The organism is Dinoroseobacter shibae DFL 12 = DSM 16493 (assembly GCF_000018145.1).
In the GTDB taxonomy this organism is placed as follows: domain Bacteria; phylum Pseudomonadota; class Alphaproteobacteria; order Rhodobacterales; family Rhodobacteraceae; genus Dinoroseobacter; species Dinoroseobacter shibae.
This window is the reverse complement of sequence record NC_009952.1, coordinates 1,335,395-1,349,074: the sequence shown is the minus strand read 5'-3', so window position 1 is coordinate 1,349,074 and position 13,680 is coordinate 1,335,395. Positions and strand designations below refer to the sequence as shown.

12 protein-coding genes are annotated in these 13,680 nt (G+C 67.7%); 6 read left to right on the top strand and 6 right to left on the bottom strand.

Going from position 1 to position 13,680, the window contains the following annotated elements; translation table 11 throughout:
- Positions 1-48 precede the first annotated feature (48 nt).
- The 5 genes from glmU to moaA all read left to right on the top strand — a co-directional run bounded on the left by glmU (position 49) and on the right by moaA (position 5,714).
- On the top strand, positions 49-1,401 hold the full coding sequence (gene glmU / locus DSHI_RS06595) for a bifunctional UDP-N-acetylglucosamine diphosphorylase/glucosamine-1-phosphate N-acetyltransferase GlmU (RefSeq protein ID WP_012177966.1): 1,353 nt from the start codon (positions 49-51) through the stop codon (positions 1,399-1,401).
- Positions 1,401-3,221 carry a glutamine--fructose-6-phosphate transaminase (isomerizing) gene (gene glmS / locus DSHI_RS06590; protein WP_012177965.1) on the top strand — a complete coding sequence of 607 codons (1,821 nt, stop codon included), beginning with the start codon at positions 1,401-1,403 and terminating at the stop codon, positions 3,219-3,221. The genes glmU and glmS overlap by 1 nt, the downstream gene beginning before the upstream one ends.
- A gap of 3 nt (positions 3,222-3,224) precedes the next feature.
- Positions 3,225-3,773 (top strand): pyridoxamine 5'-phosphate oxidase family protein, encoded by a 549-nt coding sequence (locus DSHI_RS06585; protein ID WP_012177964.1) that lies wholly within the window; start codon positions 3,225-3,227, stop codon positions 3,771-3,773.
- On the top strand, positions 3,770-4,471 hold the full coding sequence (locus DSHI_RS06580; protein ID WP_012177963.1) for a DNA alkylation repair protein: 702 nt from the start codon (positions 3,770-3,772) through the stop codon (positions 4,469-4,471). The genes DSHI_RS06585 and DSHI_RS06580 overlap by 4 nt, the downstream gene beginning before the upstream one ends.
- A gap of 232 nt (positions 4,472-4,703) precedes the next feature.
- Positions 4,704-5,714, top strand: a complete 1,011-nt coding sequence (gene moaA, locus DSHI_RS06575; RefSeq protein WP_012177962.1) for a GTP 3',8-cyclase MoaA — start codon at positions 4,704-4,706, stop codon at positions 5,712-5,714.
- A 91-nt stretch (positions 5,715-5,805) separates the two neighbouring features.
- Here moaA and DSHI_RS06570 read toward each other — a convergent pair whose 3' ends face one another.
- Together DSHI_RS06570 and DSHI_RS06565 are read right to left on the bottom strand one after the other, a co-directional pair.
- The gene (locus tag DSHI_RS06570; RefSeq protein WP_012177961.1) at positions 5,806-6,546 is read right to left on the bottom strand and encodes a glutamine amidotransferase; all 741 of its coding nucleotides are present in this window, start codon (positions 6,544-6,546) and stop codon (positions 5,806-5,808) included.
- Positions 6,547-6,593: 47 nt separating this feature from the next.
- Positions 6,594-7,760, bottom strand: coding sequence for a M20 aminoacylase family protein (locus DSHI_RS06565; RefSeq protein ID WP_012177960.1), 1,167 nt, complete (start codon positions 7,758-7,760; stop codon positions 6,594-6,596).
- Positions 7,761-8,105: 345 nt separating this feature from the next.
- On the opposite strand from DSHI_RS06565, the gene DSHI_RS06560 reads away from it, so the two are divergent.
- Positions 8,106-9,200: a YeeE/YedE family protein gene (locus tag DSHI_RS06560; RefSeq protein WP_012177959.1), complete on the top strand. Its 1,095-nt coding sequence runs from the start codon at positions 8,106-8,108 to the stop codon at positions 9,198-9,200.
- Here the strand turns inward: DSHI_RS06560 and DSHI_RS06555 are convergent.
- The 4 genes from DSHI_RS06555 to DSHI_RS06540 all read right to left on the bottom strand — a co-directional run bounded on the left by DSHI_RS06555 (position 9,133) and on the right by DSHI_RS06540 (position 13,563).
- A complete protein-coding gene (locus tag DSHI_RS06555; RefSeq protein ID WP_012177958.1) occupies positions 9,133-10,416 on the bottom strand; it encodes a DUF3422 family protein in 1,284 nt (427 codons plus the stop codon). The genes DSHI_RS06560 and DSHI_RS06555 overlap by 68 nt on opposite strands.
- A gap of 204 nt (positions 10,417-10,620) precedes the next feature.
- Positions 10,621-11,520 (bottom strand): bifunctional methylenetetrahydrofolate dehydrogenase/methenyltetrahydrofolate cyclohydrolase FolD, encoded by a 900-nt coding sequence (gene folD, locus DSHI_RS06550; RefSeq protein WP_012177957.1) that lies wholly within the window; start codon positions 11,518-11,520, stop codon positions 10,621-10,623.
- Positions 11,517-11,837 (bottom strand): chorismate mutase, encoded by a 321-nt coding sequence (locus DSHI_RS06545; RefSeq protein WP_012177956.1) that lies wholly within the window; start codon positions 11,835-11,837, stop codon positions 11,517-11,519. Before DSHI_RS06545 ends, folD begins: the two co-directional genes overlap by 4 nt.
- A 58-nt stretch (positions 11,838-11,895) precedes the next feature.
- Positions 11,896-13,563, bottom strand: a complete 1,668-nt coding sequence (locus DSHI_RS06540) for a formate--tetrahydrofolate ligase (protein WP_012177955.1) — start codon at positions 13,561-13,563, stop codon at positions 11,896-11,898.
- Between the last annotated feature and the right edge of the window lie 117 nt (positions 13,564-13,680).

Genomic DNA, 13,680 nt, shown 5'->3' with positions numbered 1-13,680 from the left:
TTCGGGCTTTGCGTAATAGAACGGGGACCAAAGGTGAAGGACGGATGCATGGGCGTGGCGTTGATCGTGCTGGCGGCGGGGCAAGGCTCCCGGATGAACTCGGAGCTGCCCAAGGTGCTGCACCCGCTGGCGGGCGCGCCGCTGCTGGCGCACGGGCTGCGGGCGGGGGCCGCGCTCGACCCGGCGCGGATCGTGGTCGTCACCGGCCACGGCGCGGCAGCGGTGGAGGCCGCCACGGCGCAGCTGGCCCCCGAGGCCATCTGCGTCCGCCAGACCGAGCAGCTGGGCACCGGCCACGCGGTGGCCCAGACCGCCCAGGCGCTGGCGGGGTTCGGGGGCGATGCGCTCGTGCTCTATGGCGACACGCCCTTCATTTCTCCCGAGACGCTGCTGGCGATGCAGGCGGCGCGCGCGGCGGGCGCGGACATGGTCGTGCTGGGCTTCGAGGCGGCGGATCCCGGCCGCTACGGCCGGCTGGTGACCGACGGAGACGCGCTGCTGCGGATCGTGGAGGCCAAGGACGCCACACCCGACGAGCTGGCCCTCGACCTGTGCAATTCCGGCGTGATGATGGCCGACGCGCAGGTGCTGCTGCGGCTGGTCGCGGGGCTGTCGAACGACAATGCCTCCCGCGAGTACTACCTGACCGACACGATCGCCGCGGGCCGGGCCGAAGGCCTGCGCGCCAGGGTGGTGGTCTGCCCCGAGGCCGAAACCCTCGGCATCAACACCCGCACCGAACTGGCCGCCGCCGAGCAGGCCTTCCAGGCCCGCGCCCGGGCCCGGGCGCTGGAGGATGGCGTCACCCTCGCCGATCCCGCCACCACCCATTTCGCCGTCGACACGGTGATCGGCCGCGACGCCACCATCGGCCCCCAGGTCGTCTTCGGCCCCGGGGTCACCGTCGAATCCGGCGCCGAGATCCGCGCCTTCAGCCATCTCGAAGGCTGCCATGTCAGCCGCGGCGCCCGCGTCGGCCCCTTCGCCCGGCTCCGACCCGGCGCGGAGCTTGCCGAAAACACCCATGTGGGCAACTTCGTCGAGATCAAGAACGCCACCCTGGCCCAGGGCGCCAAGGTCAACCACCTGTCCTATATCGGCGACGCGGCCATCGGCGAGGCCAGCAATGTCGGCGCAGGCACCATCACCTGCAACTATGACGGCGTCTTCAAGCATCGCACCGAGATCGGCGCGCGCAGCTTCATCGGCTCCAACACCTGCCTCGTGGCCCCGGTCCGCGTCGGCGACGAGGCCATGACCGCGACCGGCACCGTGGTCACCCAGGACATCCCCGACGGCGCCATGGCCGTGGGCCGCACCCGCCAGGAAAACAAACCCGGCTTCGCACGCAAGTTCATGACCATGCTGCGCGCCAGAAAATCCGCGAAAGGAGCCCAGTGATGTGTGGCATTGTCGGCGTCCTCGGGCACAACCAGGCGGCCCCCCTGCTGGTGGAGGCGCTTAAACGGCTCGAATACCGCGGCTATGACAGCGCCGGTGTCGCCACGGTCCAGGACGGCCATCTCGACCGCCGCCGCGCCATGGGCAAGCTGGTGAACCTCAGCGACCTGCTGGTGGAAAACCCGCTCGCGGGCAAGGCCGGCATCGGGCACACCCGCTGGGCCACCCATGGCGTCCCGTCGGTCTCCAACGCCCACCCGCACCAGGCCGGGCCGGTCGCCGTGGTCCATAACGGCATCATCGAGAATTTCCGCGCCCTGCGCGCCGAGCTGATCGCCGATGGCGCCAATTTCGAATCCGAGACCGACACCGAAACCATCGCCCAGCTCTGCGCCCGCGAGCTGCGCGCCGGGGCCACCCCGGTCGAGGCCGCGCGCCGCACCATCGCCCGGCTCGAAGGCGCCTTTGCCCTGTGCTTTCTGTTCGACGGCCATGACGACCTGCTGATCGCGGCGCGCAAGGGCTCGCCGCTCGCCATCGGGCATGGCGATGGCGAGATGTTCGTGGGCTCCGACGCGCTGGCGCTCCACCCCATGACCGACCGGATCACCTACCTGGAGGAAGGCGACTGGGCCGTGGTCACCCGCGCCGGGGTGCAGGTCTTCGACGCCCGGGACACCGAGGTGCTGCGCCCCGAAACCCATGCCCGCATCGACGGCACCCAGATCGGCAAGGGCGGCCACCGCCACTTCATGGCCAAGGAAATCGCCGAGCAACCCAGCGTGATCTCCGACGTGCTGGGCCATTACACAAAGACCGGCACCCGGATCGACATGCCCGCCGAGCTGCCGGATTTCGCGCAGATCGACCGGCTGATCCTCGTGGCCTGCGGCACGGCCTTCTATGCCTGCCAGACCGCGAAATACTGGTTCGAGCAGCTGACCGGCCTGCCCGTGGACATCGACATCGCGTCGGAGTTCCGCTACCGCAGCCCGCCCATCGGGCCGCGCACCGCAGCCCTGTTCGTCAGCCAGTCGGGCGAGACCGCCGATACCCTGGCGGCCCTGCGCTACTGCGCAGGCAAGGCCGACCACATCCTGTCGATCTGCAACGTGCCGCAAAGCTCCATCGCCCGCGAAAGCACCGTCGCCCTGCCGACCCTCGCGGGCGTCGAGATCGGCGTCGCCTCGACCAAGGCCTTCACCTGCCAGCTCACCGTGCTGGCGCTGCTGGCGCTGCACGCCGCCCGACAGCGGGGCCATTGCGACGACGCAACCCTGGCCGAACATCTGACCGCCCTGCGCGGCCTGCCCGGCCTGCTCAACCTCGCGCTGGGCCAGGAGGCCGAGATCGAGACGGTCTCCCGCGAGCTGGCCGAGGCCCGCGACATCCTCTTTCTCGGGCGCGGCGCGATGTATCCCATCGCCCTGGAAGGTGCGCTGAAACTCAAGGAAATCAGCTACATCCACGCCGAAGGCTACGCCTCGGGGGAGCTGAAACACGGCCCCATCGCCCTGGTGGACCCCGCCGTTCCGGTGATCGTCTTCGCCCCCACCGACCCGCTCTTCGACAAGACCGTCTCGAACATGCAAGAGGTGATGGCCCGCCAGGGCAAGGTCCTGCTGGTCAGCGACGCCACCGGTCTCGACACGGCCGGCCCCGGCAGCTGGGCCACGATCCAGATGCCCCATGTGTCGCCCTTCCTCGCCCCGATCCTCTATGCGATCCCGGCGCAGCTGCTGGCCTATCACACGGCGGTCGCCAAGGGCACGGATGTGGACCAGCCCCGCAACCTCGCCAAATCCGTCACGGTGGAGTGAGCCATGGCCAGGCAGTTCCCCCGCATCGGCCTCGGCCACCAGGCGATGATCGAAGCCCAGAAGGTCTTCTTCGTCGCCACCGCCGCCGAGACCGGCCGGATCAATCTCAGCCCCAAGGGCATGGACAGTCTGCGCGTGCTGGGGCCGAACCGCCTCGCCTGGCTCAACGTCACCGGCTCGGGCAACGAGACCGCCGGGCACCTGCGCCAGAGCCCGCGCATGACGCTGATGTGGTGCAGCTTCGATGCCACCCCGATGATCCTGCGCGTCTATGGCACCGCCCGCGCCGTGCACCGCCGCGATGCGGATTGGGACGCCCTTGCCGCGCTCTTCCCCGGCGGGCCGGAAAAACGCCAGGTCTTCGACATGGATGTCGAGATGGTGCAAACCTCCTGCGGCTACGCGGTCCCCATGGCCGACGAGATGACCGAGCGGGACACCCTGAAGACCTGGGCCGCCGCCCGGGGCGCGGACGGGATCCGCGCATATTGGGCCGAGACCAACGCCGAAACCCTCGACGGTGCCCCCACCGGGATCGAGCGGAACCTGTGACCCCAGAGAGCGCGCTCGCCCGGATCACCGCCCATGCGGACCCTGAAAAGGCCGCGGGGATGGCCGCCTATCACAAGGTGGCGCGCCCCTATCTCGGGGTGCCCGTTCCGGTGCTCGACGATCTGGCGCGCGACTGGCGGCGGGCGCTCGACATCCCCGCCCGGGCCGCGCTGGCCTGCGCGCTCTGGGATACCAATATCCACGAAGCGCGGGTGGCGGCGGCCAAACTGCTGACCCAGGCCCGGCAGCGCCCCGACGACACGCCCAGCTGGGACGCGATCCTGGCCTGGGTGCCCCAGTTCGACGGCTGGGCGCTGGCCGATCACGCCTGCGCGGCGGGCGCGAAACGGCTGGTGGCCGATCCGTCCCGGCTAGATGTCGTCGAGACCTGGACCGGCTCCGATCACATCTGGACCCGGCGCGCGGCCCTGGTGATCACCCTGCCCTGGACGATACAGCGCGACGCCAAACCGGAGGATCTCGCGATCCGCGAACGGGTGCTCGGCTGGGCCGCGGGCTATGTGCCCGACCGCGACTGGTTCATCCAGAAGGCCATCGCCTGGTGGCTGCGCGATCTGTCGCGGCGCGACCCGGACCGGGTGCGGGCCTTTCTCGACATCCACGGCGCCGGGATGAAGCCCTTCGCCCGCCGCGAAGCCGCCCGCCTGTTGCCGCGCGCGGCGACGGAGGAAAGCTGAGGCTACGCAACGGCTTGCATGGATTGTCAGACAATGTGCCATACACTTGCCCGACAGGTGCCATACACTTGCCCGACAGGTATCCGACCGCGGAAACACCGGGGTTTCGCGGGCGGCCGGGCGCGGATGTGTCCGAGATAAAATCCCTATCAGAGAATCATGTTTTCACCCCGCGCGGACCTTGCGCCCCCCCGCCCCGCCCGGTAGCTTTGCGACATTGGGAGGTTGCCTCATGACCACGACACCACTGATCGACCCGTTCCAGCGCGCCATCGACTACCTGCGTGTTTCGGTGACCGACCGCTGCGATTTCCGCTGTGTGTATTGCATGTCCGAGAACATGACCTTCCTGCCCAAGAAGGAATTGCTGACACTCGAAGAGCTGGATCGCATGTGCTCCACCTTCATCCGGCTCGGGGTGAAGAAGCTGCGCATCACCGGCGGCGAACCCCTTGTGCGACGCGATATCATGACGTTTTTCGACCGCATGTCCCGACATCTGGACAGCGGCGCGCTGCGGGAGCTCACCCTCACGACCAACGGCTCGCAGCTGGAGAAATTCGCCGACGGCCTCTACGCTGCCGGGATGCGCCGGATCAACGTGTCGATGGACACGCTGGACGAGAAGAAGTTTGCCGAGATCACCCGCTGGGGCCGCCTGCCCCAGGTCCTGCGCGGGATCGACGCGGCCCAGAAGGCCGGATTACGCATAAAAATCAACGCCGTGGCGCTTAAGGGCTTCAACGAGGACGAGCTCTTCCCGATGGTCGACTGGTGCGCCGAGCGCGACATGGACCTGACCTTCATCGAGGTCATGCCCATGGGCGATATCGGCAACGAGAACCGGCTGGGCCAGTACTGGGCGCTGTCGGACCTGCGCAACACCCTGCGCGAACGGTTCACCCTGACCGAACTGGACGAGCGGACCGGCGGGCCCGCGCGCTATGTCCGGCTGGAAGAAACTGGGCAAAAACTTGGGTTTATCACCCCCCTGACCCATAATTTCTGCGAAAGCTGCAACCGAGTGCGCCTGACCTGCACGGGCGAGTTGTTCATGTGCCTGGGCCAGGAGGACAATGCCGACCTGCGCAAGCCCCTGCGGGAATATCCCGACGACGACCGCGCGCTGGAGAACGCCATCCGCGCGGCGATCGCCCTGAAGCCGAAGGGCCATGATTTCGACTATTCGCGCCAGCGCCTCGACGGGCAGATGACCCGACACATGAGCCACACGGGCGGCTGACCCCGCACGGCGGAGGGGGCGCTGCCCCGGCGGACCTGCGGTCTACACGCCGGAGTATCTCGGCCCGGATGGAATCCTGCGGCTTGCCGGGTCAACCGGTTGCGTATCGGGCCACGAAATTCCTGAGAATACGGGCACTTGCGCGCACATCCGCATGCTGGACCCGCGCGATGAGGGGCTCGGCCTCTTCGGGCGGGAAATACCCCTTGTCGCGATAGGCGCGGATGCGCAGGGCCACGCCGTCGCCATCGGCTTCGGGGTGGAACTGGGTCGCGTAGACATTTTGCCCGTAGCGGATCATCTGGAACGGGCACGCCTCGCCGCGCATCAGGTGCACGGCCCCCTTGGGCAGGTCCTGCAACGCCTCCTTGTGGCCGACGAAGGCGTCGAACCGGTCCGGCAGGTCGGCGAGGATCGGATCGGCGCGCCCGGCCTCGGTGCGTTCGCAGGGCACCGCGGCGACGCCCTCGCCATAGCGGCGCTTGGAGACCTCCGCACCCAGGTGATGCCCGAGCGCACCCATGCCGTAGCAGCAGCCCATGAACGGCACGTCGCGGCCCACCACCTCGGGCATGAGCGACAGGATCGCCGCCTCGATCCGCGCCTCGGTCGGTGTTTTCACCTCTGCGGGGTCGCTGATACAGCCCGGCCCGCCGCCGACGATCACGCCGGAATAATCCGCGAGATCAAGCTCATCGGGCAGTTTCTCGTGATCGAGACAGATCCGCTGCGTGTCCTGCGCGCGCAGGCCCGACTTGGTCAGGATCGCGGCATACTCGTCGTCGGACACCTCCGGTTCGGGGCGCAGTTGCAGGATCAGAAACGGCTTCATCCCCGCGAGGTACCCAAGCGGCGCGTCCGGCGCAAGCGCCGCGCGCCTCAGGAGGCGATGGGCAGCCGCGTCTCGACGATCTCGGCCCACCAGGAACAGCCCGCCGGGATCGCCTCGTCATTGAAGTTGTAGGCGGGGTGATGGACCGCCGCCGTGTCCCCATTGCCCACCAGGATATAGGCCCCGGGCCGCGCGTTCAGCAGATAGGCGAAATCCTCGCCCCCCATGACCAGCGGCGCCTCGGCGCAGTCGCCCGAGACCTTGCGCGCGACATCCGCGGCAAATTCCGTCTCCGGCCCGGAATTCACCATGACAGGATAGCCCTTGTGATACTGCACCTCGGCCTCGGCCCCCATGGCCTGGGCAATGCCGGTGGCGATCTCGGTCAGACGCCGCTCGGCCATGGCGCGCACGTCCTCGTCCAGGGTCCGCACGGTGCCCTTCAACGCCACCTGCTGCGGGATCACGTTGAACGCGGTGCTGGAGGTCTGGAAGGACGTGACCGACACCACGATCTGCCGGATCGGGTCGGCATTGCGGCTGGCAATGGTTTGCAGGGCAAGGACCACCTGGCTGGCCGCCACGGTCGGATCCACGGTTTCCTGCGGCTTGGCGGCGTGCCCGCCCTTGCCCTTGATCACGATGTCGAACTGGTCCGTGGCCGCGAAGAACGGGCCCGGGCGGATCGCGAAGCTGCCCGTGGGCACGCCGGGCCAGTTATGCATGCCGTAGATCTCTTCGATGCCGAAGCGTTCCATCAGCCCGTCCTCGACCATTTCGCGCCCGCCGCCGCCACCTTCTTCGGCGGGTTGGAAGATCACCACGCAGGTGCCATCGAAATTGCGCGTCTCGGCCAGGTATTTGGCCGCCCCCAGCAGCATCGCGGTGTGCCCGTCATGGCCGCAGGCATGCATCTTGCCCGGCACCTTGGAGGCATAGGGCACGCCGGTTTCCTCGGGGATCGGCAGGGCGTCCATGTCGGCGCGCAGGCCGATGACCCGGCCGGAGCCGGTCTGCCGCCCCTTGATGACACCGACGACGCCCGTGCGCCCGAGGCCTTCGACGACCTCGTCGCAGCCGAAGGCGTGGAGCTTCTCGGCCACGATCCCGGCGGTCCGGTGCGTGTCGAAGAGCAGTTCGGGATGGGCGTGGAAATCCTGCCGCCAGGCCGTGATCTCGGGCAGAAGTTCGGCAAACCGGTTCTTGATGGGCATGGTGCACTCCGTTGACGCAGGATGTGTCCTTTAGGTGCTTCGCACAGGCGCAGGCGTCAAGGTGCGACCTGCATCAGGCCGAAAACACCCCCGAACGGCCAAAGACGAATATGACCGGCCTTGCGGGGCGAAGACGTCGAAATAAGAATTGAGTTCGATTAGCAAGCCCTCTTCCGGGAAAATCCTCCAAACCGGGGCGATTTTCGTGCTGACGATCCAGTCCGGGCCAGCAAGCCGGATTCGTGGTCCGGCGTACTCTGTCGCCCGAGAGTGTCTCGCGCTTGATTCAGGACCGGTTCCTCGCCTATCTGCGCGAGACTGACCCCCGTGATCCCGGAGACGGCCATGTACGCTGACCTTGGTTTGGACTTTATCGATGTGCGCCTTGCATCCGCCCTTTTCGGGCTTGCCCTGGGCCTGGCCTTCGGTGTGCTCGCACAGCGGACACGGTTCTGTCTGCGCCGGGCCGTGGCAGGTGCGCCCGAGGATCGGCGGAGTGCCGCGGGGGTCTGGCTGACCGCGCTGGCCGTGGCGCTGGTCGGCACGCAAGCGATCGTCGCGCTGGGGCTGGTCGGGTTTTCGGAGCATCGGTTCTTCGTCTCGGAGGTGCCCGTGCTGGCGATCCTCGCGGGCGGGCTGATGTTCGGCGCGGGCATGGTGCTGACCCGCGGCTGCATCTCGCGCCTGACGGTGTTGGGTGCCTCGGGCAACCTGCGCGCGCTGACGGTCGTGTTGATCTTCGCCGTTGTCGCCCATGCGACCTTGAAGGGCGTTCTGGCGCCGCTGCGCACCAGCCTGGCCAGCGCCACGGTCGATTTCGGCGACATGACCGGGTTTGCGAGCCTGCCCGGCGGCGCCTGGGGCTGGACCGCCGTGCTCGCCCTGCTCGCCGTTGCGGTGGCGATCCGGTCGGGCAATCGGCCCGGTGTTCTGCTGCTGGCGGCGCTGCTGGGCGCGCTGGTGCCGCTGGGCTGGGTCGGGACGGGGTATGTTCTTTACGACGATTTCGATCCGATCGCCCTGGAATCGCTGTCCTTCACAGCACCTGCCACCGAAAGCCTGTTCTTCGTGATCGCGTCCACGTCGATCCCGGCCGGGTTCGGCACGGGCCTGATTGCCGGGACTCTGTTGGGCGCGCTTCTGGCGGCGTTGGCGTCGCGCAGCTTCGCCTGGGCGAGCTTCGACAGCCCGCGCCAGACCGGCCGCTACGCTGCGGGCGCTGCGCTGATGGGCGTGGGCGGGGTTCTGGCGGGCGGGTGCACCGTGGGCGCTGGCCTGGCCGGTGTGCCGACCCTGAGCTTCGCCGCGACCCTTGCCCTGGTGGCCATCGCGGTGGGCGGGGCCGTGACGGGGCGGCTGCTGCCCGAGGGCGTTACTTCTCCATCCCTTCGCGGATCCGGCGCACAAGGAACCAAACCCCAAGCACTACCAGCGGAGTGACCGCGGCGGTCAGCACCGTCTTGGAGACACCCGCGGTATAGGCCAGCGGGCCGATCAGGTAGATGGCGAGGTTCACCGCGTAGTAGCTGATCGCGACCACGGACAGCCCTTCGACCGTCTTCTGCAGGCGCAGTTGCAGCGCCGCGCGCCGGTCCATGCTTTCGAGCAGCGCCTGGTTCTGGGTCTGGCGTTCCACATCGACGCGGGTCCGGAGCAGCTCCGCCGCCCGTGTCGCGCGATCCGCCATCTGCTGCATCCGCCGCTCGGTCGCCTTGACCGTCCGCATGGCGGGATCGAAGCGGCGCATCATGAACTCGGCGAAGGTCTGCCGCCCGTCGAAGCGTTCCTCGCGCAGCACCTCGATCCGCTGGGTCACCAGCGCCTCGTAGGCCCGGGTGGCACCGAACCGGAACGAGCTTTGCGCCATCAGGTTTTCCAGATCGGCCGAAATCTCCAGCAGGGCGGTCAGCGTGTCCTCGGCGGGGGCGGCGTTGCTGCTCATGCTGCCGACCATGTCCGAGAGTCGGTCGTCGATTTCGTTGAGCTGGCCGCCAATGGTCCGCGCACGGGCCAGACCCAGCATCGACACGGTCTTGTAGGTCTCGATCTCGGTGACCCGTTGCAGGATGCGCCCGACCCGGCGCTTGCCGATGTCATCGCCGACGAAGATCGCGAAGCGCGAATGGCCGCCCGCATCGATGCGGAAATCGCCCGCGATCACGGCCGAGTCGTCGAGCACCTGGCTCACCGCGAGGCTTTCGGGCACGAACCAGCTTTCAAGCTTTGTCTTGATCTCTTCCTTGCTCGGCCGCTCCTCGACCCGGATCAGGGAGGAGCCCATGCGCATGCCGGGCGCCTTTTTCAGCCAATCCTCGGGAAAGACATCGAAGCTGTCGGGATCGAAGGGGCGGGCCGCGGTCCCGTCGACGAAGATCGTGAAGGTCACGAACTCGGTATGGCTCTCCCATTTCAGGGTGTGCTTGCCGATCTGGCCGGAAAAATGGGTCGCCCCGGGCGACGGATGCGGCGCGCCGTAGCGGTCGAGCAACTCGATCAGGTGCGCGCGGTCCAGGTCCCGGTTGCGCATCGCCGCATCCTGCGGCTGCTTGATGGCGAGAAACACGGCATGGCACGGCGCGGACAATTCCGGGAAAGGCCGCGCATGCAATTCATTGGCCAGCGCATAGCGTAGCGGGTGGTCTTCGATGGCGGGCATTCGGGATTCCTTCTTTGGCTGCAAGATAGGTCCGCGCAGGAAAATGGAAAAGGGAAAAACCCGCGAAAAGAGGGGCTTAGCGGTACACGTCGGTATGCGAGCGGGCGGTTTTGAAACCTCGGCCCCGGCACGGCACCACGCCCGCCCGGCGAAGCACTTGAAGCGTCAGTCAAATTTGCCCATCGCGCATGCAGGCTGCCCGGCTCACACGGCCAGCCCGTCGGGCTCCGGCAGGCCGTGGGCCCGGCAACATGCCGTCACGGTGTTGGCCAAAAGGCACGCAATGGTCATGGGACCGACGCCGCCGGGCACCGGTGTGATCGCGCCCGCCACCTCTGCCACGGCGGCGAAGTCCACATCCCCCAGCAGCCGGGTCTTGTCGGGGTCGTCCGGGTGCGGCTGGCGGGTGATGCCCACGTCGATCACCGTTGCGCCGGGCTTGACCCAATCGGCCTTCACCATCTCGGCCCGGCCCACGGCGGCGACGAGGATATCGGCGCGGCGACAGACCTGCGCGAGGTCACGGGTGCGCGAATGGGCCATGGTCACGGTCGCGTTCTCGCGCAGCAGGAGCTGCCCCATGGGCTTGCCGAAGAGATTGGAGCGGCCGATCACCACCGCCTCCAGCCCCGACAGGTCGCCGAGCCGGTCGCGCAGCAGCATCAGGCATCCCAGGGGCGTGCAGGAGACAAGGCCCCGCTCGCCGCTGGCCAGAAGGCCCGCATTCACCACGCTCAGCCCGTCCACATCCTTGGCCGGATCGATGCGCGCGACCACGGCGCGTTCGTTCAGATGTTCGGGCACCGGGAACTGGCACAGGATGCCGTGCACCGCCGGGTCCGCGTTGAGTTGGTCGATCAGGGCAAACAGGTCCGCCTCGGACGTCTTTGCCGGCAGCTTGTGCGAGAAGGAGGCCATGCCGACCTCCACCGTCTGGCGGTGCTTGTTGGCGACGTAGACCTCGCTGGCCGGATCCTCGCCCACCAGCACGACCGCCAGGCCCGGCGTGATCCCGTGGGTGTCGCGCAGGGTCTCAACATTGTGCGCAACCTTCGCCCGCACCCCGGCTGCAAACGCCTTTCCGTCGATTATCTCGGCTGTCATATCTCTCTTGTCTCTTTCGGAGCGTCCGCGCCCAGAACCACCTCTTCCCGAGCGATGGACCACTCGATCAGCTGGTGCCAGAGCCCCTCGACGAGGTCGGCGTCGAGGCCCTGCGTGGCCGCCTCGGCCCGCACCTTTGCCTTGACCTGCGCCACGCGGTCCTCGATGCGGGCGGGCAGGTTCTCGGCCGGTTTCAGGGCGATGGCCCGGTCGATATAGCCCGCGCGCCGGGCCAGAAGGGCCACGAGGGATCTGTCCAGCGTGTCGATCGCGGCGCGCAGTTCCGCCATGGAGTTGCAGTCTTCGGGCGCGCGCATGTCTGGTCCTCCAGGGCGGTTCGGCGTTTGGTACCGCGCGGACGCATCGGATTCCAGCCTAGAACAGGCCTTCGACCTCGCCTGCGTCATTGAGCCGGATATGTTCGGCCGAGGGCACGCGGGGCAGACCCGGCATGGTCATGATCTCGCCACAGACCACCACGACGAAGCCCGCGCCCGCCGACAGGCGCACTTCGCGCACGGGGATCGCATGGCCCGTGGGCGCGCCGCGTTCATTGGGGTCGGTGGAAAACGAATACTGGGTCTTGGCCATGCAGATCGGCAGGTGGCCATAGCCCTGCTCTTCCCAGAGCTTGAGTTGATCCACGATCTTGTTATCGGCGATCACCTTCTCGGCGTGGTAGATCCGCTTGGCGATGGTTTCGATCTTCTCCAGCAGGGGCATCGCGTCGGGATAGAGCGGGGAGAATTGCGACGCGCCGCTCTCGGCGATCTCGGCAACCCGCGTGGCCAACGCGGCGGAGCCTTCGGAGCCCAGTTCCCAATGGCGCGACAGGATGGCCTCGGCCCCCTGCCCCGCGACATAGTCCTTGACCGCCTGGATCTCGGCCTCGGTGTCGGTGACGAAATGGTTGATCGCCACGACTACGGGCACGCCGAAGCCCTGGAGGTTGCCGATATGGCGGCCGAGATTGGCGCAGCCCGCCTGCACGGCCGCGACGTTCTCGGCGCCCAGATCGGCCTTGGCGACACCACCGTTCATCTTCATCGCGCGCACGGTGGCCACCAGCACCACGCAATCGGGGGCGAGGCCGGCCTTGCGGCACTTGATGTTCATGAACTTCTCGGCGCCCAGATCGGCGCCGAAGCCCGCCTCGGTCACCACGAAATCCGCCAGTTTCAGCGCCGTGGTCGTGGCGATGACCGAATTGCAGCCATGGGCGATATTGGCGAACGGGCCGCCATGGACGAAGGCCGGGTTGTTTTCCAGCGTCTGCACGAGGTTGGGCTGCATCGCGTCCTTGAGCAGCACGGTCATCGCCCCTTCGGCCTTGATGTCGCGGCAATAGACCGGGGAGCGGTCGCGCCGGTAGGCCACGATCATGTCGCCCAGGCGCTGTTCGAGGTCCTTGAGATCGCGCGCCAGGCACAGGATCGCCATGACCTCGGAGGCGACGGTGATGTCGAACCCCGCCTCGCGCGGAAAGCCGTTGGCCACCCCGCCGAGGCTCGCCGTGATCTGGCGCAGGGCGCGGTCGTTCATGTCCACCACACGCCGCCAGGTGACGCGGCGGATGTCGATCTCCAGCTCGTTGCCCCAGTAGATGTGGTTGTCGATCATCGCCGAGAGCAGCGAATGGGCCGAGGTGATCGCGTGGAAATCGCCGGTGAAGTGGAGGTTCATGTCCTCCATCGGGATGACCTGGGCATGGCCGCCGCCCGCCGCGCCGCCCTTCATCCCGAAATTCGGCCCGAGGGAGGCTTCGCGGATGCACACGCAGGCCTTCTTGCCGATCCGGTTGAGCCCGTCGCCCAGGCCCACGGTGGTGGTGGTCTTGCCCTCGCCCGCGGGGGTCGGGTTGATCGCGGTCACCAGGATCAGCTTGCCATTGGGGCGGTCCTGCACCGAGGTGATGAAGGATTGGCTGACCTTGGCCTTGTCATGGCCGTAGGGCAGCAGGTCGTCCGCGCCGATGCCGAGGGTGGCGCCGATCTGCTGGATCGGTTTCTTGGTGGCGGCGCGGGCAATCTCGATATCGGACATGGGGGCGGTCTTTCTCAGGGGATCTCTGTGCCATGAGTGCACTCCGGAACGCGGAACCGCAATCGCCCAGAGCCGACATTTTCGCAGGCGTCTGCGGCGCGCGCGGCACGATCGCCC

Coding starts and splice junctions, on each gene's coding strand:
- DSHI_RS06585 (WP_012177964.1), top strand. CDS start 3,225: ATGGCCAGGCAGTTCCCCCGCATCGGCCTCGGCCACCAGGCGATGATC.
- DSHI_RS06555 (WP_012177958.1), bottom strand. CDS start 10,416: ATGCCCGCCATCGAAGACCACCCGCTACGCTATGCGCTGGCCAATGAA.
- DSHI_RS06560 (WP_012177959.1), top strand. CDS start 8,106: ATGTACGCTGACCTTGGTTTGGACTTTATCGATGTGCGCCTTGCATCC.
- DSHI_RS06540 (WP_012177955.1), bottom strand. CDS start 13,563: ATGTCCGATATCGAGATTGCCCGCGCCGCCACCAAGAAACCGATCCAG.
- moaA (WP_012177962.1), top strand. CDS start 4,704: ATGACCACGACACCACTGATCGACCCGTTCCAGCGCGCCATCGACTAC.
- folD (WP_012177957.1), bottom strand. CDS start 11,520: ATGACAGCCGAGATAATCGACGGAAAGGCGTTTGCAGCCGGGGTGCGG.
- glmU (WP_012177966.1), top strand. CDS start 49: ATGGGCGTGGCGTTGATCGTGCTGGCGGCGGGGCAAGGCTCCCGGATG.
- glmS (WP_012177965.1), top strand. CDS start 1,401: ATGTGTGGCATTGTCGGCGTCCTCGGGCACAACCAGGCGGCCCCCCTG.
- DSHI_RS06570 (WP_012177961.1), bottom strand. CDS start 6,546: ATGAAGCCGTTTCTGATCCTGCAACTGCGCCCCGAACCGGAGGTGTCC.
- DSHI_RS06545 (WP_012177956.1), bottom strand. CDS start 11,837: ATGCGCGCGCCCGAAGACTGCAACTCCATGGCGGAACTGCGCGCCGCG.
- DSHI_RS06565 (WP_012177960.1), bottom strand. CDS start 7,760: ATGCCCATCAAGAACCGGTTTGCCGAACTTCTGCCCGAGATCACGGCC.